Origin of the sequence: Herbaspirillum sp. NPDC101397 (assembly GCF_044767325.1) — a bacterium.
GTDB lineage: Bacteria > Pseudomonadota > Gammaproteobacteria > Burkholderiales > Burkholderiaceae_D > Herbaspirillum.
Genome location: NZ_JBIWNS010000005.1, coordinates 65,816 through 84,419, shown reverse-complemented (window position 1 = coordinate 84,419; position 18,604 = coordinate 65,816). Strand labels below are relative to the sequence as shown.

Below are 18,604 nucleotides of genomic sequence, written 5' to 3'. Positions count from 1 at the left end.
ACATTCCTCACGATTCCAGGATGGCTTCCGGATAAAGATATCGCGTATAATTTAATGAGAATGGTTTTCATTACTAATTCATGCTCTTCGTCCGGGTGATACCGGTGATGCACTTTGTCGGAGTCGTATATCGGCTATGGTGGTCTTGCGCTACTACAATGAACTGGTCGGTTTTTTCTCCCGCTCGCTGCGTGATCGCGACGCGGCGGCCGACATCGTCCATGAATGCTATGCGCGCGTGCTGGCCATGGAAGCGGCATCCACCATCCACGAACCGCGCGCCCTGCTCTACCGCGTCGGCAAGAACATCGTCACCGACGCCGCCCGCCGCAAGATCGCCGAAACGCAGATGCTGGAAACACTGGCGCTGATCGTCCCCGATGAAGCGCCGTCGCCGGAACGTCATCTCAGCTCGCGCCGCCAGCTCGACCGCCTGCTGGCGCGTCTGGACGTGATGCCGCGCAAACGGCGCGACGCCTTCGTGCTGGTGCGGTTGTATGGTTTCACGCATGCCGAGGCGGCCACGCAATTGGCTTGCTCCGAAGCCGCCGTCGAAAAGCACATCGTGCGCGGCGTGATCGACTGCATGGATCTGGCCCGGATGCACGCCGAAGCTTCCACCTGATCCCTCATCATTCCCTTCGCCGCCATGTCGCCACGCAAATCCTTCGAACACGCCCTGCTGCTGATCGCCCGTCAATACGGCGGCAGTGCGGCCACCGCGCAATCGGCGCGGGAAGAACTGGCGCTGTGGCGCGAACAAAGCGAGGAACATGAAGCCACTTATCAGTTGGCGCTGGACGCCTGGGCCGCCTCCGATCTGCACGGCCTGAAAGACCGCGTGCCGCAACCGCAGGCCGGACGTCCGAACGCCGGGCGGCGCGCGCTGCTGTCGGCGCTGGGCGCGGTCGGCGTCGCCGCACTGACCGGCGCCGGCGGACGCTGGTGGTGGCTGCAACCGACCGAACAGGCGGCCCTGAGCACCGACCGCGCGCAAACGCTGGCCCGTCGCATGGGCGACGGCAGCCAGCTCGATCTCGGCGCACGCACAAGGGCGCAGGTGACGTACTTCCGCAACCGTCGCGAAGTCAGTCTGACGCAAGGCGAAATTCGCCTGCAGGTCAGCCCCGACGCCTCGCGTCCCTTCACGGTCAGCACCAGCTGGGGTCAGGTACAGGTACGCGGCACCGTGTTCACCGTGGCGGTGCGCGACAACGGCATGTCGGTCGAAGTGGCGGAAGGCCACGTCGCCGTCTGGGCCAGCCGCGGCAACACGCTCGCGCCGGAATCCGAACGCCGACCGCCGGACATGGAATTGCGCGCCGGCGACGCCGTGCTCGCCGACCGGAACGGCATCGGCGCACGCCGCAGCATCCCGGTCGCCAGCGTCGGCGCTTGGAAAGACGGCTGGCTGGTGTTCGACGGCGCCAGCCTGAGCGATGCCGTCAGCCGCTGGAACGACTACCTCTACCAGCCGCTGACGCTGGCCGACGATGCGCGCCTGCGCGAGCTGCGGCTCACCGGCAGCTTCCAGCTGCGCGATCCAAACGCCTTCCTGAGCGTGCTGCCGCGGATTCTCCCGGTGCGCATCAGCCGCAATACCGACGGCGCGGGGATGATCGTGCCACGCTGATTCCTTCGCCGATTGCACGCCAAAAAATAATTGTCCGGTCTTTGAGCCGCCGTTCGTCTTCACTGTGACAACTTCACAAAAGGGACACAGAAATGCGCAAGACGAATTCCAAGGGAATCCATTCCATCCGCATCAGCGCCATCGTACTGGCCTGCGCCGGCGCCCTCGCCGTCATGGGCGGCATGCAGCCGGCGCAGGCGCAAAGCCTGAGTTCATCGGCCGCCTTGTCGGTCGAGAAGCAATTCTCGGTGCCGGCGCAGCCGCTGGGACAAAGCATCAACGCGCTGGCGCGCCAGGCCGGCGTAGCCATTTCGGTCGACGCGTCGCTGGTCGCAGGCAAGACCGCGCCTGCGGTGCAAGGCGCCATGACCCTGGGTGAAGCGCTGGACAAGGCGCTGGCCGGCAGCGGTCTTGCGGCCAGCACCACTGCCGGCGGCTCCGCCATCGCCATCGGCGTGGCCGGGAAAACCAGCAGCGTGCTGCCGACGCTGACCGTCAACGCCGGGCTGGAAAGCGCCGACGGCCCCGTCCCCGGTTATGTCGCGCGCCGCAGCGCGACGGCCACCAAGACCGATACGCCGCTCTCCGAAATCCCGCAATCGATCTCCGTCATCGGCCGCACGGAAATGGAAGCACGCGGCGTGCAGGACATGATGGATGTCGTCGCGCAGACGCCCGGCGTCAGCGTCAATGTGTACGGTGCGGACAACCGCGGCTGGGAATACATCAACCTGCGCGGCTTCAATGCCTACTCCGGCAACTTCCGCGACGGCTTGCCGCAGACGCCCTTCATTCCGGTCTATGCGATGACCGAAACCTACGGCCTGGAGCGCGTGGAAGTGCTGCGCGGTCCGGCCTCCGTGATGTTCGGCCAAGGCGACGTCGGCGGCGTGGTCAATCGCATCAGCAAGACGCCGACCGGCGAGCGCATCCGCGAAGTGGAAGTCCAGTACGGCAGCTTCGACCGCAAGCAGTTGGGCGTCGATCTGGGCGACCGGTTCGGCGAGAACAGCGACCTGAGTTACCGCCTGGTCGGCGTCGCCCTCGACAGCAATGACCAGGACCGCTATTCCGACGGCAGGCGCATCAACCGCACGCGCTACGCGCTGTCGCCATCGCTGCGTTGGCAGCCGAGCGCGGCGACGTCGCTGACCGTGCTGACGGAATTCCTCAAGAACGATTCCGGCGAAGATCCCTACTACGCCATCGGCGGCGACGGCAAACTCACCAACGTCAAGATGGGCGACTACTCTTTCAGCAAGTTCCGCCACGAACAGACCGCGCTGGGCTACCAGCTCGAACATGCCTTCAACGATCAATGGAAGTTGCGCCAGAACTTCCGCTACAGCGACACCACGCTCAAGCGCAACGTGGTGTGGGTCGACGAACTACAGCCGGACCGACACACCTATTCGCGCATCGCCCGGACGTGGGATGACCGCTTGCGCCAGACCTCGCTGGATACGCAACTGCATGGAAAATTGCAAGGCGACATCGTCACGCAGACGCTGTTGTTCGGCGTCGACTGGAATGAAAATCGCGGCGATGCCAACCGCTTCCGCGGCGCCGCGCCCGACCTCGACCTGCTCAATCCGGTGTACGGCTTGAGCATCCCCACACCGCAGACGCCGCTGGCCAATTATGCGCAGACCGTTAGCCAGCTCGGCGTCTATGCGCAAGACCAGATCAAGCTGCTGGACCGCTGGGTGCTGACGCTGGGAGGTCGCCAGGACCAGGTCCGCAGCGTGACCGACGACGCGCTCAACTCCTCGCACAAAGTGCAGAACGACAGCGTGTTCAGCGGTCGCGTCGGCCTCAGCTACCTGCTCGGCAACGGCTGGGCGCCATATGCCAGTTACAGTGAATCCTTCCTGCCGTCGAGCGGCGTCGACATCAACAACAATCCGTTCAAACCCAGCCGCGGCAAACAGAGTGAACTCGGCGTCAAGTTCCTGCCGGAGAATTCGCGCACCATGTTCGCTGCCGCCGTGTTCGACCTGACCAAGACCAATGTCGTGACCTACGACAACCTGACCGGCGACGCCCGGCAAATCGGCAAGCAGCGCACCCGGGGCCTTGAATTGGAAGCCAAGACCGAGATCGGCCGCCGGCTCAACCTGATCGCGTCGTACACCAAGCTCAACATGAAGGTGCTGGAAAGCGCAGACGCCACCGAAGTCGGCAAAGTCCCGGCCACCATGGCCGACCGTACCGCTTCGCTGTGGCTGGACTATGACGCCGGCGGCGGTTTCGGTTTCGGCGGCGGCGTGAACTACGTCGGCCCGCGCCAGAACGACGAGGCTAATACTTCGGTGCAAGGCGGCTACTCGCTGTTCAACGCGATGATGCGCTACGAATACGGTCCCTGGCTGCTGCGCCTGAACGCCGCCAACCTGCTCAACAAGAACTACTACAGCATCTGCTATCACGGCGAGTGTTATCAGGGCGCCGAGCGCGCGGTGAGCGCGACCGTGAAGTACCGTTTCTGATCTGAAATAAATGCCGCACCGCAGGGGTGTTTTGCCGGCGGCGCGGCGCAAAAATCGCAGCGCCGGCTTGTTCTGAAAAACAACTGCGGCGGCGCCCATCTTGGCGCAAAAGTCATTTGCAGATTACAATGAGAACCATTCTCATTATTTTTTGTCGTCATGACCACCGCCGTCCATCCCCATCACCAAGACATGACAGGCCTTTATACCGGCCATCACCACTGGCTGCTTGGCTGGCTGCGCCGTCGTACCGGCAACCCGGAATTGGCGGCCGACCTGGCACAGGACACCTTCCTGCGGATCATGGTGTCGCGCAGCGATTTCTACCTGGAAGAAGCGCGCGCCTTGCTGGCGACCATTGCCCGCGGCCTGGTGATCGATCATTTCCGTCGCTGTGCGCTGGAAGCCGCTTTCCTCGAAATGCTGGGGCAATTGCCGCCCGAGCACGTGCCGTCGCCAGAAGCGCGGCTGGCCGTACTGGAAACCCTCAACCAGATCGACGCCATGCTGGCCGCCCTGCCGGCCAAGGTGCGCAGCGCTTTCCTGCTGTCGCAGCTGGACGGCCTTGGCTATGCCGAGATCGCCGTGCGACTGGACGTCTCCCTGAGTTCGGTGCAGCAATACATGAAGCGCGCCTTCGCGGCTTGTTATCACGTGCAATATGGCGAGTGACATGGCTGCCGATTCCGCCGCGCCGCCCGGCGATATCGTGATGACCGCCATCGACTGGATGGTGAAGCTGCAATCCGGCGCCGCCACCGAACAGGAACGCGAAGCCTGCCGCCGCTGGCGCGCAGAAGAAGCGCGCCACGAACTCGCCTGGCAGCGGCTGCAATCGCTCAGCGAACGCGTCTCCAGCCTGCCCAGCGCGCTGGCTCACGGCAGCATCGGCGACGCCAGCAACCGCCATCGCCATAACCGCCGCTTCGCCGTCAAAACCCTCTGCGTCGCCGTCGGTGTCGGCCTGCTGGCCGCCGGCGGCAATGAAATCATGCCGTGGCGGACCCTGATGGCCGGCTATGCGACCAAAGCCGGTGAACGCCGGCGCGTAACGCTGGCCGACGGTACGGCCGTCGAACTCAACACCGCCACCGCCATCGACGCCATCTACGATGAACAGTCCCGCCTGGTGCGCCTGCATCGCGGTGAAGTACTGATCACCACGGCGAAAGAAAGCAACCGCACCTATCGTCCCTTTGTCGTGCACACCCGGCTGGGCCAGGCACGCGCGCTGGGCACCCGCTTCCAGATGCGCGACAGCGAAGCCGGCATGCAGGTCGCGGTGTTTGAAGGCGCAGTGGAATTCCAAGCGGCGGCAGCATCCCGCCCCATCCGCATCGATGCCGGACGCCAGGGCCTGTTTGATCGGCGGGGATTGATCGGCAGCCTGTCGCCGGCCAATGAAGAAGCAGTAGCCTGGACCGACGGCGTCATCGTGGCCGACCGCATGCCGCTGGGCGAACTGGTGGCGGAACTGGACCGCAGCATACCCGGCAAGCTACGCTGCGACCCAGCCATCGCCGGCCTGACCATCTCGGGCGTATTCCCGCTCGACCAACCTGTGCGCATCCTGGCCGCGATCGCACGGACCCTTCCGGTACAGGTCGATACCTTTACTCCTTACTGGATTACGCTGCGCCCACGCGCCGGCGCACAAGGTTAGAAGCAGGGCTGTAAAAAATTTCAATTTGTTCTGCAGGTTTTCGTGGCTCGTTCGGTTTACCTGATAGCACCTTTGCCAATCACCGTAATCACGCCATGAAAAACCTGACCCGTTTCCCTTCCCGCCCGACCCTGGCCCGGCTTGCCGTACTGGCTGCCTTCGCCATGCCGATGGCCGGCCTGCAAGCGCAGGTCGTCGATGGCCAGCGCCTGGCCTATGACATCCCGGCCGGTCCGCTGGACCGCGTCCTGAACAACTTCGCCCGACGCGCCGGCGTGCTGCTGTCGTTCGACCCGGCCATCACGCATGACCGCCAGACTCCCGGCCTGTCCGGCCGTTACACCGTGGCCGAAGGCTTCACCATCCTGCTGGCAGGCTCCGGCTTGCAAGCAGTGAAGAACGCCGACGGCGGCTACGTATTGAGCACTGCGACAGTCGGCAGCAACAACAATGCCGTGCTGCCCACCGTCACCATCACCGAAAGCGCAGATCCCACCGCGCCCTACGCCGGCGGCCTGGTCGCACGCGGCGGCAGCCTGGGCGTACTCGGTACGGCCAGCGTGATGGACACGCCGTTCAGCACCACCAACTACACTTCCCAGGGTATCGAAGACGTGCAGGCGCGCGCGATCGGCGACGTGATCGCCAATGACTCCTCAGTGCGCAACACCAACGGCAACGGCGGTTTCGGCGACAGCTATCAGATCCGCGGCTTCACGATGTCCGCCAACGACGTTGCATTCAACGGCCTGTACGGCATGGTGCCGCTGACTCGCATGCCGATCGCCATGGTCGAGCGCATCGAAGTGCTGAAAGGTCCGGGCACCCTGATGTACGGCATGGGTCCGGCCGGCGGCGTCGGCGGCGCAGTCAACCTGGTCTCCAAGCGCGCCCACGAAGATCCGATTTCCAGCGTGACCGCGACCTACCTGTCCAATTCGCAGTTCGGCCTGAAGGGCGACATCGGTCGTCGTTTCGGCGAGAACCAGGAATGGGGCATCCGCGTCAACGCGCTGTACGCCGACGGCAACACCGGCCTGTCCGGCAGCAACCAGCAGCAGAGCATGGGCTCGGTCGGCCTCGACTACAACGGCGGCCGCGTACGCTGGAGCCTGGATGCCTACACCCAGCATGAGGACACGCGCAACTTCCGTCCGCAATTCAGCCTGGGGGCCGCCCTCACTGCGGTGCCTAAGGCACCGTCGGGCGACACCAACCTGTATCCGGGCAACACGATGCAGAGTGACGACAAGGCCGTCGCCACGCGTCTGGAATACGATATTAATGACAACCTGACGGCCTATGGCGCAGTCGGTTACCACGTCGCACAATCGGCACAGAATTTCCCGCGCGCCACGATCACTTCCGTGCAGGGCGCCACCAGCGTGACCAACGGCTACTACGACCAGAAGGTGACATCCACTTCGGCCGACGTCGGCATGCGCGTGCGCTTCAACACCGCCGGCATCAAGCACACGGTGATCGCGGGCGCCAACATGCTCAATCAGCAAACCGATTACTTCTATCCGGCGGCAAGCGCAGCGGTGGCGTCCAACCTGTATAACCCGGTACCTTTACCGGCAATGACGGGCGTACGTGGAGATCCAACGCCACGCAGCCAACAGCGCCTGACCAGTCTGGCGCTGACCGATACGATGTCGTTGCTCAATGACCGTCTGATCTTTATTGCAGGCCTGCGCCATCAACAGGTTTACACGCATAGCCTGACCGACGCTACGCAGACGTCGAACAAGACGGCGATTTCGCCGGTGATGGCGGTAGTCGTCAAGCCAATCGAAAATCTGTCCCTGTACGCCAACTACACGGCGGCGCTGACCGCAGGCAGCATTGTCCAGCCGCCAAATGCCAATCAGGGCCAGGCGTTCCCGCCATCCAAGTCCAAACAATATGAGACCGGCGCCAAGATGGACTGGGGCCGCATCACTACCACTGCGGCAGTGTTCCAGATCGAACAAAGGAACAACTCCACCCAACTGATCAACGGCTTGCAATACGCCACCCAGGATGGCCGTGCGCGCATCCGCGGCCTTGAACTGGCGGGCTATGGCGAACTGGTGCGAGGTCTGCGCTTCAACGCCAGCGGCACCTTCTTCGATACCGAACAATCGCACACCGCCGGCGGCACCAGCGACGGCCGGGAATTGGGCGCCGTGCCGAAGAACAACTTCAACCTGGGCCTGGACTGGGATACCCCATGGCTGACCGGACTGGCGCTGAATACCCGTGTCACCCGCACCGGCGCCACCCTGTACAGCAACACCAGCAACCTGAAGGTGCCGAGCTGGACGCGTACCGACATTGGTGCACGCTACATCACCAAGACAGCCGGCCAGGTCATCACCTATCGCGCCAACATCGAGAACCTGTTCGACAAGAACTACTGGGTGATGCAGAACGGTTATGTCGGCACGTCATCCGGCCGCACTTTCGTGCTGTCGGCGCAAGTGGACTTCTGATCGGGAAATTGCTGCAGATCCGACGCTTTATCAGCCCGCCTTCTTGGCGGGTTTTTTTCGTTGGTTGCGATGGGACGATGGGATTCCAGGCGCTGCTTTTTTAACTCAGCGTTTTATTGAGTTTGGCCAGATCCGCCATCATGCGCTGGTATTCCGCGCTGGTGACCGAACAGCTGTCGGCGATCGCTTCGCTCACCCGCAGACCGGCTTCGCGCATGGCTTCGCCGGCGGGGGTCAGGCTGAGCAGGACATTGCGCTCGTCGCGCGTATCGCGCGCGCGGCTGATGAGGCCTTCGGCTTCCAGGCGCTTGATCAGCGGCGTGACCGACCCGGAATCCTGCTGCAGGCGCTCGGCTACATCCTTCACACCGAGTCCCTGCTGCTGCCACAGCACCACCATCACCAGGTATTGCGGATAGGTGAGGTTCAGCGGCGCCAGCAGCGGCTTGTAGAGTTGCGTCATCTTCAGCGAGGTGCTGTAGAGCGAAAAACACAGGTGCTGGTCGAGCGTGGGCGGGTTGAATTTGGCCATGGCGAAGAAGCTGCGGAAAATCGGAATCCCCTAGCCTAACGGCTCGCGGCCGCCAAGGCAAATCGCCTTTGCGGCCGCAGTTGCGGACAATGCGCCTTCGATTAACGTTGAGCAGCAGCGAAAATCACTTCCGCGACCTTCTCAGGCTGCGACACCATCGGTACGTGGCTGGTCGCCAATGTGGTTGTGGTGGCGTTGATCTTCTTCGCAAAAGCTTGTTCCAGTTCCGGCGAGATCATGCGGTCTTGCGACGACACGATGTAGTAGTTCGGCTTGTTGCGCCAGGCGGCGACGGTGGTCTTGTCGCCGAACGCCTTGGCGGCGATCGGCCCCTGGGTTGCGGCGATCAGTGCGGCCGTGGCAGGCGATACGTCTTGCGCAAAGTTCTTGGCGACCGAGTCAGCCGGCAGCCACAGATAGCCGCCCGCATCCTGTTGCAATGTAGTGATGCCGGCCGGCACGGCGTAATCCTTGCCGAGCGTGGCGGTGGCTTCGCCTTCCGACGGCGCGAACGCGGCGACGTAGACCAGCGCCTTGATCTTGTCGCTGGTGCCGGCTTGCGTGATCACGGTGCCGCCCCAGGAATGGCCGACCAGCACTACCTTGCCGGTCTGGGCATCGACCACGCGCTGGGTGGCGGCGACGTCATCGGCCAGCGAGCTGAGCGGATTCTGCACGGCGACGACTTTCAGGCCCTTGGCTTGCAGCAACGGGATGACCTTTTCCCAGCTGGAGCCGTCGGCGAAGGCGCCATGCACCAGCACGACGGTAGTGGCGTCGGCGGCCAAAGGCGCGGCTTGCACGCTGAATGCAGCGGCCGACAAGAGTGTGGAAGCGAGAACGGCGTTGGCGATGGTGGTCAGTTTCATGATGAGTCCTTTTTGGTTGAAGTCAGATAAAAGTCAGATAAATTAGTTAGCGCGCTAAGTAATAAAGTATTAAAAACGCGCTTCAAGAGGCACGGCGGGGACGACGGGATTAACTATAGCGAACAATTAATTAGCGCGCAATATAATTTTAAATAAATTTGAAACTACGGCAATTTACCCCTTGTTTGCTTTCCGGCAAGAACGCCCGCGTCTATCCGCCGCCGGCACCCGCGACGGTCGGCCGCGAGGATTGCGCAGGCTGCGCCATCTCAGTCATATAGCGTCCCGGCGATACCCCGACCGCCTTGCGGAACATCGTCACGAAGCTGCTGGCGCTTTCGTAGCCGAGATCAGCGGCGACCTGTTGAATGGAAGCGCCCTTCGCCAGCCATTGCACCGCCAGCACGATGGTGAACTGCTGGCGCCAGCGGCCGAAACTCATGCCGGTCTGCTGCGCGACCAGACGCGACAACGTACGCTCACTCAGGCCGGCCCATTTGGCCCACGTCTCTATCGTCCCGCGTTCGGACGGCGTCGCCAGCATCATGCCGACTATCCTGCGCAGCCGCTCATCGACCGGCATCGGCAAATGCAGCGTGCTGATCGACGCGGCGTTGATTTCGTCGAACAACAGCGTCACCAGATGCGATTCCGTGCCGCCTTCGGGATACAGCGCCGGAAAACCGGCCGAGCGGATCAGCAACTCGCGCAGCAACGCCGTCGCGGTAAATGTGCAGCAAGTCGAAGGCAGCTGTGAAGGAATGGCCGGATCAAGGAAAGCGTTATAACCCTCGATTGTCCCCTCGGCCTTGATCGCGTGCAGCATGTCGCAGGGAATCCAGATGGCGCTGTGCGGCGGCACCAGCCAGAGTCCGCCCGCCGCTTCGCATGTCAGCACGCCGCGCAGGCACAGCAGGATCTGTCCCTTCCGGTGCCGATGAAAGTCCAGCTCCAGCCGCCCGGTCGTCTCCATGGCGATGCCGAATGTGGTGATGGGACGAGGAATATCGTCGGGATCGATCCAGGTGGTCGGCGGCGGCAATTCGGGCCGGGGGAGTTCTGTCAGGATCGGCATGGCGAGAGCCCCCGTAACGTTTGATTGGCAAGAATACGAAATATATTGGCAAAGTTTAGCATTGCTGCCCATCGGCACCACCGATATGCTGACCTGAACAGGCAATGCCACCGCAATGCCAATCCAAAGTCACTCACCCCGCCCTCCATGACCACCTCTTCGCACGCAACGACCACTACGACGCCACGCCAGACTGGCGGTTTCAGCAAAGCCCTGCTGCGCCTGTTCATGAAACGCGCCGTCATCGTCGCGACGGAGAATCTGGCCGGACAATTTCATTTGCTCACGCTGGAGAGTCCTGCATTCAGGGGAGTGGCATGGCAACCCGGCCAGAAAGTGCAGATAGCGATGGGATCCGCCTTTGTCGCGCGCACCTTCACTCCTGTCGAATGGCATGCCGCGACCGGCCGCACGCGCCTGCTCGGCTATGCGCATGGGGCAGGACCGGGCAGCGACTGGCTGCGCGAGGCCAGGAAAAACGATGAATGCGATGTGTTCGGGCCGCGCTCTTCACTCGATACGCGTGCGCTCACGGGGCCGGTGGTCATCTTTGGGGATGAAACCTCCATCGGACTCGCCTGTGCGCTGCAACACCGGCATCAGGAAACAGCTGTGCAAAGTTTCCTGGAAACCGATGATATGGACAGCGTCCGCGCCGTGGCGGCGCACCTCGGAATCGGCGGCCTCCACCTGTCGCAGAGGATAGCGGGCGACGCGCATCTGCAGGCCATCGTCGAACAGCTTGCGGCGCTTGCCTCCACCGGTTCGACCTTCCTGCTGACCGGCAAGGCGCAGTCGATACAGCGGTTGCATCGCGGCCTGAAATCCACCGGCGTCCCCGGCGCGCGCATCCTGACCAAAGCCTATTGGGCGCCAGGCAAGACCGGTCTGGACTGAAACATTCTCACGACGGAGTTCCCCATGCCCGATCTCGACAGTCTCTATTCGCCGCCTTCCGAAATGATCCAGAAGTCGGTGCTGCCACATCTGGTGCCGTTCCATGTCGCCTATATCGAGGCGGCAACATTCTTTTGCCTGGCCACGGGGCGACAGCAGGGACTGGACGCCTCGCCGCGCGGCGGCGAACCGGGCTTCGTTCACGTCCTCGATTCAAAGACGCTCGCCTTCGCCGACTGGCCCGGCAACAATCGCATCGAATCGCTGCGCAACCTGCAGGAAGACCCACGCGCCGCGCTGCTGTTCATCTTCCCGGGCCTCGATATCTTCATGCGCGTCAACGGCAACGCCACCGTCTGCACCGATCCCGATTTGCTCGCCACCCTGGGCGAATCCGGGAAAATACCCAAGACCGCCATCGTCATCCTGATCGACGAAGTGCTCTTCCATTGCGGCAAGGCAATCAACCGCGCACGGCTGTGGGCAGACGAATCGCGCCTCGACCGCGCGGCGCTGCCCAGCGTCGGCGCCATGAAAGCCTCGTTCACCGGCGCAGGCGAAGAACAGGCCAGGCTGGTGGATGAGCATTCTTCCCGCAGCGTCAGGACCGATCTTTACTGAAACCCCGATGCCGGCATCAGGAGTTTCAACAAGCGTTTCAACAAGCATTCCAACAACCGCCAAATCGGCAATTGACATGACCGCCTGACAACGACTACGCTGGTCCCGATGCAGTCTACCGGGGGAGGCAGTCATGACGGGGAGTCAATCGCGGCCGCTGACGTTGCCGGAGGTGATGGAGCACCATATCCAGTTCACCGAAAACGCCATCGCCATCTTCGATCCGGACGGCAACTTTGTCTTCCACAACCAGGCCTTCGTCAGGACCTTCGGGCTGGAAGCCGAGGCCATGGTGGGCTGGCATTCCGATGACTGGCTGACGTGGATGTACGTGCACCGCGGCGGCGTCAATATTGAATGGGATTCGCTGGAGGCGTGGTTGAATTACGTACACAGTGTCTCCCGCTCCAAACCATTCCGCCGTTTCGAGACCGACCTGATCGACGGCCGCTGGCTGCTGGTGAGCGAACAAATCTATTCGTCCGGACACCTGGTCCTGCATTGCGCGGACATCACTCTGCAAAAGAAGACCGAACGGGATCTGAAGGAAGCCATCGCCACCATCAAACACATCGCGCAAACCGACGAGCTCACCGACCTCCCCAATCGGCGCCACGTATTGAGCCGGTTCCACGAAGAGCTGCTGCGCGCCGCGCGCTACAAACATGCGCTCTGCATCGGCATCCTCGACATCGATCATTTCAAGCGCGTCAACGACAAGTACGGACACCCCGTCGGCGATGCCGTGCTGCGGCACTTCTCAACGTTTCTGCGCACGCATCTGCGCGCCCAGGACATCGTCGGACGCCTGGGCGGCGAAGAGTTTGTCGTGATCTTTCCCGAGACCAAACTTGCTGATGCGATGTTCGTGCTCAACAGGATCATCGGCATGCTGCATACGGAATGCCTGGCGGAAATCGCACCCGATCTCTCTTATACATTTTCCGGCGGGCTGGCCTCCACCGAGGCAGGACAAGCGGATAACAGCGACCTGCTCCTGGCCAATGCGGACAACGCCTTGTACCAGGCAAAAAATGGCGGACGCGACAAGGTCGTCTGCTACCGGCATTGTGCCGACACCCCGGCCCCTTTTTCCGTCCTCGGCGACGAACAGATGTCGGGATGAGATGATTTTCCTCACGTAGACTCCGCCTGCGCGGCCCGCCCATGCGCAAACGTCCGGCACCCGGCCGGACGTTTTTCTTTCCTGAAAAACGAAGCGATCAGAACAGCTTGGCGATACGGAAGTTGATGCGGTTGCGCTCCTTCAGGCCGTTTTCGACGGCGACATCCTGGCCGTACTGGAACTGCACCTGCGTGCTCGGATTGATGAAGCTGGTGACGGTCAGGCGGGCATATTGCGTGTTGAGCTTGTCGCCCTGCTTGACGCCGTTGACCTCGGTCTCGCCGCCGCGCACGCTGCCGAAACCGACCGACAAGGCGGTGGCAGCCGACAGGTTGTAGCGCAGATGCGCCTGCGCCTCATAGCGCGGAGCCTGCTTCATGGTGGCGTGCGCCGGTGTGAAGTCGGTGTTGTTGCCGTTGATCGTCACGTCGCCCACCAGGTCGAGCGCCCAGTCGGCGTTGAAGTGGCGGATGTAGGCCAGCTGGAACAAGGCCTTCCAACGGTTCTCCCCGAGGTTCAACAGCTTGTTGCTGTCGTAGTTGCCAGTCGGCAGATACAGATAAGGGCCGATGCTGATGACGTCGCGCGTGGTCTGGTCGAGGATGAACTTGACCGGCGCGCCCAGGATCAGGTCGCCGGTGCCGCTGGCGTTGCCGAGCACGGAGGCATCGCCGTTGGTGCGCAGCGTGCCGAACGGCAGGATGAACTGCGGGTCGAGCACGGCGCTCTCGGAAATTTTGACGACGTGAATGTAACGCGCCAGCGCCACGTTGGACGTCAGCCCGAAGTTGCCGGATACCTTGTTGCCATGCACGTAGGAATCCTTGCGTTCGGCATACTGGTAGTACAGCATCGCGATGTTGGCGCCGGCGGGGTAGGCTTCATAGTCGCCGGCGGTTACCTCCAGCGCAGAGGCAGATTGTGACAGCGACAGCGCATAGAGCAGGCTGGCGGCGAGCACCGCGCGCCAGATGCCGGTGCCATTGCCTGTACATTGCGGCGGATGGTCCTGGTGCGATGAATACATCTGATCTTTCTTGCTACCCGAATTTTTTGTGAACATGGTTCTCTCCCTGAATAGTAGTAAGGACATGACGGTGAAACTACAGATGCGATACCGATGAATCAGTCGGCGACGGCATTCATCAGGCCGGTGCGTGCATGGCAATTGAGGTATTCATAGTCCTGCTCCTGCGGCTTGAGGATCGACACTTCGTGGTAGACCGCGAGCTTGAGCTGGAACTGCAGCGCCTGCACCATGCGCATGAAGGTGGCGAAGATCTCCACGTGGGTGGGATGCGACTCCGACCAGCGCTCCATGTCGGCCAGCGAGCGCCAGTAGCTGACGCCGAAACTCTTTTCCAGCGGTTTTCCCTGCGCGTCGACGTGCGTCATGTAGCGGTTGCTGTAGCAACCGATGCTGCGGCCTTCGTCGCGCAGAAACTTCATGCCCGCGGCCAGTACCGGCTCCATCTCGTCGAGATACAGCTGGCGTTCGCGGCCGTCGGTGTCGGTCCATTCCTGCCCGGAGCGAATGATCGCGACGTTGTCGTGGCCGGCGAGCTTGACGCGCTTGCCGAAGCCGGGCGTACCGCTCGTCACCTGCACCTGCCCTTCTGCCACCAATGCATCGGTCTGCGCCAGCGGGATGCGGTCGCGCATCGAGCCCCAATAGCCGTGCTCCTGGAACTCGCCGCTCAATCCTTCCATGACGACGCCGACGCCTTCAAGGTGATTGGGCGTGTTGAACATGGTTTCAAAATGTTCGATGCGCGGCGTCAGTATTTCGCGGAAATAGCCGATTCCGTCCTGCAGCCGCTGTTGGTCGTTCCACCACGACGACACCGCCAGGCTGTCGCGCCAGCGCAGATAGGCGGCGGGCTCGCTCCAGTAGGCGATGGCAATCATGTTGTCGTAGCCCTCGGCGTCGACGTAATGCGTCAGATCGTGATGGCCGGGGCCGTCCGTCACGGCAAAGCCGGCGACGATCTGCGCGAGCGCACGGCAGGCCTTGCCGTGCTGTTCCCTGCCCTTGGATTGCACGCCGAAATAGCCCATTACCACTTGGGTGACGGCGCCATCGGCGCGCGACGTCCAGCAGGGATATGGCGGCGCGTAGTCGTCTTCGATACGCCGGGTTCGGGTGCGCGGGCATTGCAGGTGTGGGGCGATTGCTGATTCCATGAAGTGCTCCTGTTCGGATCGGAAGGAAATATCGGTTGCTGGCGGTTTGTTACTGAACCGTCACGGGTGGAGATACTGGCGGGGCGGCCTCATCGTCGATGCGCTCCTGCTGGTCCAGCGGCAGAGAGAAATATTCGACCGGCGCCGCCTTGCGCTTGTTGAGCAGCAGGCGCGTGACATCCGGACGGGCGTAATGGCCAGCCGGGTCGGCCACCGACTTGGCGACGTTGATGGCGCTGAAATCGAGCTCGGCAATCAGCAGGCCTTCCTGGTCCGGCGGCAGCTTGTCGCACAAGGGCGCGCCATCCGGTCCATAGATCACGGCATGGCCGCCGCCGGCATGCAGCAGCTGGTGTTTGTCGTCGGTATCGCACAGCAGCGAGATCATCTCCGGCGACACCGTGGCGCACGGCGCGATCACGAAACAGGAACCCTCCACCGCGTAGATGCGGCTGGCGGCATTGTTGACCTCGGCGCCGAGCGCATGCGCGAACGGATCGTAGATCGAGAAGCTGGGCCAGGCGGCGACGTGGATCTGCTCGTTCTGCGCATACATGGCGTACTTGGACAAAGGTTGCAGATGCTCCCAGCAACACAGTGCGCCCAGACGACCGATATCAAGATCGTGCACCGCCAGGTCACTGCCGTCGCCCTCGCCGAACACGGTGCGCTCGACATGGGTCGGCTTGAGCTTGCGACGGCGCGCCACATCCTTGCCATCCGGGCCGATGATCCATTGCCCGATATACAGCGTGCTGCCGCTGCGCTCGGACAGGCCCATGACGACGTACATGCGGTTGCGCCGGGCGGCGGCACGCAGTTGTTCAGCTTCGGCACTGTCGTAACGCAGCGAGTTGTCGACGTAGCTGCTGACGAAGCCGCGCATGATGGCCCAGGCCGGCGTTCCTATCCAGGTCCAGAACGGATAGCCGGGCAACCAGGTTTCGGGAAAGGCGATCAGCTGCACGCCGGCGGCGGCGGCTTCATCGATCAGTTGCACCGATTTGTCGATGCCGCCCTGCAGGTCGAGAAATGCGGGAGCGGCCTGCACTGCCGCCACTTTCAGTGTGACGGGGTGCTTGCTTGATGAGGACATGCGTTTCTCCAACAATAAATCCACGATGAAAGATGCAGCTGAGACATGACGCATGCCGCAACTGCGCTTGCACGGCCCGTGAAGCAGCCGTCGAAGCGCAGTATGTGGACAAGCCCGGCATGCGTCTTGCTCAGGACGGCAGTGGACTTGACTGAAACGGAGATGGCGCGCTTTACAGTTGCGCAAAGCCGGGAGTATTGTCTGCATGTCAGATGCGGCAAGGATTTGCGGCGCATGCGTATTGATGGACGGCATCAGTCTCCGGACATCAGGCGAGACACTCAGAGGGACAACAAGGCGACACGGGGGAGGCCCGGCAAAGATGAACCCAAAGCTGCATCCGGAAACTGTTTCTGCCGCATCGCTCGGCGGCGCCGTCGCGCTGTCGACCGACGGCTTGCTGCCGCATGAACGGGTGGACTACTGGCGGGAGATGGTGTGCAGGCGTTTTGCCGAAGTACAGATCTCGTCACGCCTGGGCCGTGATTTTTCCGGAGAAATGCTGACGCATCAATATGGCCCGTTGCGCGTCACGAACGTGGTCGCCAAGGCGCAGTCGGTGTCGCGCGTGGCCCGGCAAGCCAAAACCGAGAGCGAGGATTGCTACTTCGCGGTCATCCTGCTGGCCGGTTGCGAATTCCTGGAACAGGACGGCCGCGAAGCGCGTCTGCGGCCCGGCGACATCTCGATCTACGATGCGACACTGCCGCACAACCTGATCTTCCCGGAAGACTTCAAGAAGCTGATCATTCAGATTCCGCGCCATGAACTTGGCAAACGCGTCACCGGTCTGGACCGCTCCACCGCGCTGACGATCCCGGGGAGCGATGGCGCCGGCGCCATCGCTTCGGGTTTCTTTCGCTCGCTGGCCGGCCACTCCGCGCAACTCAACGATCAACAGCGCACCGGCCTGTCGGAACAGGCGCTGGACCTGTTGTCGCTGGCGCTGGCGTCGGTGGCGCCGGTCAATCTGAGCCTGTCGCGCAGCCGCCCTTTTTCGCTGGCGCGGGTCAAGAGTTTCATTGACAGCCAGCTCGGCAATTGCGAACTCGACAGCAACATGGTCGCTCAAGGCGCCGGCTTGTCGCCGCGCTACGTGAACCAGCTGTTCGAGGAGGAAGGCACGTCGCTCATGCGCTATGTCCTGCGCTGCCGTCTGGATCGCTGCCGCGCGGACATGCTGAACCGGAACAGCCCGGACCTGCGCGTCTACGATATCGCGCTGCGCTGGGGTTTCAACGACGCCTCGCATTTCAGCAGATCGTTCCGCAATCAGTTCGGGATCGGACCGCGTGACTTTTGCGCTTCGCAGTTGAAGAAATGAGCTTGGCTGCGGCGTGGGAAACGACGCTGCAGGCCGGATCCGCCCTTCCCGCCTCAAATGCCCCGACGCCGCTCTTGCCCAAGTTCAACATGCGAAACAACTTGACTAGTGCATATGCACATGATAAGGTCTGCACATGGACACTACTCCTTCACTGACGGACTGCAATTTGTTCGCAACCAAACAGGCTGCGCGGTTCATTACGCAGCTGTATGAGCGTCATCTCGCCACGGTCAATGTCACCAGTTCGCAAGTAACGATCCTGGCGGTGATTTATGAGCGCCCCGAGATCACGATGACGGAATTGTCGGAAATGGTCGTGATGGATCGCACCAGCCTGGTCCGTGCCATCCAGCCCTTGAGCCGCGATGGATACGTTGTGCAACAGTCGGAGGCCGGATCGAGGAAAATCAGCCTGTCGCTTTCCAAAGCAGGTTCGAGGAAATTCCTCGATGCCCTCCCGCATTGGCGTGCGGCTCAGAAAGAGTATGAAGAACTGGTCGGCAAGGATCGCGCCAAATTACTGCGGCAGGAGTTGCTCGCGGTAACTCAACGCTGAGGACAAAGCGCTGAATTACCGCGCTGAATCACCGCATTAAAATCCAGTTAAAAGGCATC

At 62.2% G+C, this 18,604-nt stretch carries 17 protein-coding genes; 11 read left to right on the top strand and 6 right to left on the bottom strand.

The window, feature by feature from the left end; genetic code table 11:
• Positions 1-136: 136 nt before the first annotated feature.
• The 6 genes from ACIROW_RS13055 (at position 137) to ACIROW_RS13030 (ending at position 8,262) form a co-directional block, all read left to right on the top strand.
• Positions 137-625: a sigma-70 family RNA polymerase sigma factor gene (locus ACIROW_RS13055; RefSeq protein ID WP_402276124.1), complete on the top strand. Its 489-nt coding sequence runs from the start codon at positions 137-139 to the stop codon at positions 623-625.
• A gap of 24 nt (positions 626-649) precedes the next feature.
• The gene (locus tag ACIROW_RS13050) at positions 650-1,633 is read left to right on the top strand and encodes a FecR family protein (RefSeq protein WP_402276122.1); all 984 of its coding nucleotides are present in this window, start codon (positions 650-652) and stop codon (positions 1,631-1,633) included.
• A gap of 92 nt (positions 1,634-1,725) precedes the next feature.
• Positions 1,726-4,122, top strand: coding sequence for a TonB-dependent siderophore receptor (locus ACIROW_RS13045; RefSeq protein ID WP_402276119.1), 2,397 nt, complete (start codon positions 1,726-1,728; stop codon positions 4,120-4,122).
• 192 nt (positions 4,123-4,314) lie between these two features.
• A complete protein-coding gene (locus ACIROW_RS13040) occupies positions 4,315-4,794 on the top strand; it encodes a sigma-70 family RNA polymerase sigma factor (RefSeq protein WP_402276117.1) in 480 nt (159 codons plus the stop codon).
• Position 4,795: 1 nt separating this feature from the next.
• A complete protein-coding gene (locus ACIROW_RS13035; RefSeq protein ID WP_402276115.1) occupies positions 4,796-5,785 on the top strand; it encodes a FecR domain-containing protein in 990 nt (329 codons plus the stop codon).
• A gap of 95 nt (positions 5,786-5,880) precedes the next feature.
• The gene (locus tag ACIROW_RS13030; RefSeq protein ID WP_402276113.1) at positions 5,881-8,262 is read left to right on the top strand and encodes a TonB-dependent siderophore receptor; all 2,382 of its coding nucleotides are present in this window, start codon (positions 5,881-5,883) and stop codon (positions 8,260-8,262) included.
• Between the two features lie 100 nt (positions 8,263-8,362).
• Here the strand turns inward: ACIROW_RS13030 and ACIROW_RS13025 are convergent, their stop codons facing one another.
• From ACIROW_RS13025 to ACIROW_RS13015, 3 genes are all read right to left on the bottom strand, one after another.
• Positions 8,363-8,794: a MarR family winged helix-turn-helix transcriptional regulator gene (locus ACIROW_RS13025; RefSeq protein WP_402276111.1), complete on the bottom strand. Its 432-nt coding sequence runs from the start codon at positions 8,792-8,794 to the stop codon at positions 8,363-8,365.
• A gap of 101 nt (positions 8,795-8,895) precedes the next feature.
• The gene (locus tag ACIROW_RS13020; protein WP_402276109.1) at positions 8,896-9,663 is read right to left on the bottom strand and encodes an alpha/beta fold hydrolase; all 768 of its coding nucleotides are present in this window, start codon (positions 9,661-9,663) and stop codon (positions 8,896-8,898) included.
• Between the two features lie 211 nt (positions 9,664-9,874).
• Positions 9,875-10,738 (bottom strand): AraC family transcriptional regulator, encoded by an 864-nt coding sequence (locus tag ACIROW_RS13015; RefSeq protein ID WP_402276106.1) that lies wholly within the window; start codon positions 10,736-10,738, stop codon positions 9,875-9,877.
• Positions 10,739-10,885: 147 nt separating this feature from the next.
• On the opposite strand from ACIROW_RS13015, the gene ACIROW_RS13010 reads away from it, so the two are divergent.
• The 3 genes from ACIROW_RS13010 (at position 10,886) to ACIROW_RS13000 (ending at position 13,382) form a co-directional block, all read left to right on the top strand.
• Entirely contained in the window at positions 10,886-11,635 is a 750-nt protein-coding gene (locus ACIROW_RS13010; RefSeq protein ID WP_402276104.1) for a siderophore-interacting protein, read from the top strand.
• Positions 11,636-11,659: 24 nt separating this feature from the next.
• On the top strand, positions 11,660-12,256 hold the full coding sequence (locus ACIROW_RS13005; protein WP_402276102.1) for an MSMEG_1061 family FMN-dependent PPOX-type flavoprotein: 597 nt from the start codon (positions 11,660-11,662) through the stop codon (positions 12,254-12,256).
• A gap of 133 nt (positions 12,257-12,389) precedes the next feature.
• Positions 12,390-13,382, top strand: a complete 993-nt coding sequence (locus ACIROW_RS13000) for a diguanylate cyclase (protein ID WP_402276100.1) — start codon at positions 12,390-12,392, stop codon at positions 13,380-13,382.
• Positions 13,383-13,479: 97 nt separating this feature from the next.
• Here the strand turns inward: ACIROW_RS13000 and ACIROW_RS12995 are convergent, their stop codons facing one another.
• The 3 genes from ACIROW_RS12995 to ACIROW_RS12985 form a co-directional block, all read right to left on the bottom strand.
• Positions 13,480-14,445: a transporter gene (locus tag ACIROW_RS12995; protein ID WP_402276098.1), complete on the bottom strand. Its 966-nt coding sequence runs from the start codon at positions 14,443-14,445 to the stop codon at positions 13,480-13,482.
• A 62-nt stretch (positions 14,446-14,507) separates the two neighbouring features.
• Complete coding sequence (locus ACIROW_RS12990) at positions 14,508-15,566, bottom strand: phenylacetaldoxime dehydratase family protein (RefSeq protein ID WP_402276096.1); 1,059 nt, start codon at positions 15,564-15,566, stop codon at positions 14,508-14,510.
• A gap of 49 nt (positions 15,567-15,615) precedes the next feature.
• The gene (locus tag ACIROW_RS12985) at positions 15,616-16,662 is read right to left on the bottom strand and encodes a carbon-nitrogen hydrolase family protein (protein WP_402276094.1); all 1,047 of its coding nucleotides are present in this window, start codon (positions 16,660-16,662) and stop codon (positions 15,616-15,618) included.
• A 322-nt stretch (positions 16,663-16,984) separates the two neighbouring features.
• Here ACIROW_RS12985 and ACIROW_RS12980 point away from each other — a divergent pair, with 322 nt between their 5' ends.
• Positions 16,985-17,986, top strand: coding sequence for a helix-turn-helix domain-containing protein (locus tag ACIROW_RS12980; protein ID WP_402276091.1), 1,002 nt, complete (start codon positions 16,985-16,987; stop codon positions 17,984-17,986).
• 136 nt (positions 17,987-18,122) lie between these two features.
• On the top strand, positions 18,123-18,545 hold the full coding sequence (locus ACIROW_RS12975) for a MarR family winged helix-turn-helix transcriptional regulator (protein WP_402276088.1): 423 nt from the start codon (positions 18,123-18,125) through the stop codon (positions 18,543-18,545).
• The last annotated feature ends 59 nt before the right edge of the window (positions 18,546-18,604 follow it).

Coding starts and splice junctions, on each gene's coding strand:
- ACIROW_RS13055 (WP_402276124.1), top strand. CDS start 137: ATGGTGGTCTTGCGCTACTACAATGAACTGGTCGGTTTTTTCTCCCGC.
- ACIROW_RS13050 (WP_402276122.1), top strand. CDS start 650: ATGTCGCCACGCAAATCCTTCGAACACGCCCTGCTGCTGATCGCCCGT.
- ACIROW_RS13045 (WP_402276119.1), top strand. CDS start 1,726: ATGCGCAAGACGAATTCCAAGGGAATCCATTCCATCCGCATCAGCGCC.
- ACIROW_RS13040 (WP_402276117.1), top strand. CDS start 4,315: ATGACAGGCCTTTATACCGGCCATCACCACTGGCTGCTTGGCTGGCTG.
- ACIROW_RS13035 (WP_402276115.1), top strand. CDS start 4,796: ATGGCTGCCGATTCCGCCGCGCCGCCCGGCGATATCGTGATGACCGCC.
- ACIROW_RS13030 (WP_402276113.1), top strand. CDS start 5,881: ATGAAAAACCTGACCCGTTTCCCTTCCCGCCCGACCCTGGCCCGGCTT.
- ACIROW_RS13025 (WP_402276111.1), bottom strand. CDS start 8,794: ATGGCCAAATTCAACCCGCCCACGCTCGACCAGCACCTGTGTTTTTCG.
- ACIROW_RS13020 (WP_402276109.1), bottom strand. CDS start 9,663: ATGAAACTGACCACCATCGCCAACGCCGTTCTCGCTTCCACACTCTTG.
- ACIROW_RS13015 (WP_402276106.1), bottom strand. CDS start 10,738: ATGCCGATCCTGACAGAACTCCCCCGGCCCGAATTGCCGCCGCCGACC.
- ACIROW_RS13010 (WP_402276104.1), top strand. CDS start 10,886: ATGACCACCTCTTCGCACGCAACGACCACTACGACGCCACGCCAGACT.
- ACIROW_RS13005 (WP_402276102.1), top strand. CDS start 11,660: ATGCCCGATCTCGACAGTCTCTATTCGCCGCCTTCCGAAATGATCCAG.
- ACIROW_RS13000 (WP_402276100.1), top strand. CDS start 12,390: ATGACGGGGAGTCAATCGCGGCCGCTGACGTTGCCGGAGGTGATGGAG.
- ACIROW_RS12995 (WP_402276098.1), bottom strand. CDS start 14,445: ATGTTCACAAAAAATTCGGGTAGCAAGAAAGATCAGATGTATTCATCG.
- ACIROW_RS12990 (WP_402276096.1), bottom strand. CDS start 15,566: ATGGAATCAGCAATCGCCCCACACCTGCAATGCCCGCGCACCCGAACC.
- ACIROW_RS12985 (WP_402276094.1), bottom strand. CDS start 16,662: ATGTCCTCATCAAGCAAGCACCCCGTCACACTGAAAGTGGCGGCAGTG.
- ACIROW_RS12980 (WP_402276091.1), top strand. CDS start 16,985: ATGAACCCAAAGCTGCATCCGGAAACTGTTTCTGCCGCATCGCTCGGC.
- ACIROW_RS12975 (WP_402276088.1), top strand. CDS start 18,123: ATGGACACTACTCCTTCACTGACGGACTGCAATTTGTTCGCAACCAAA.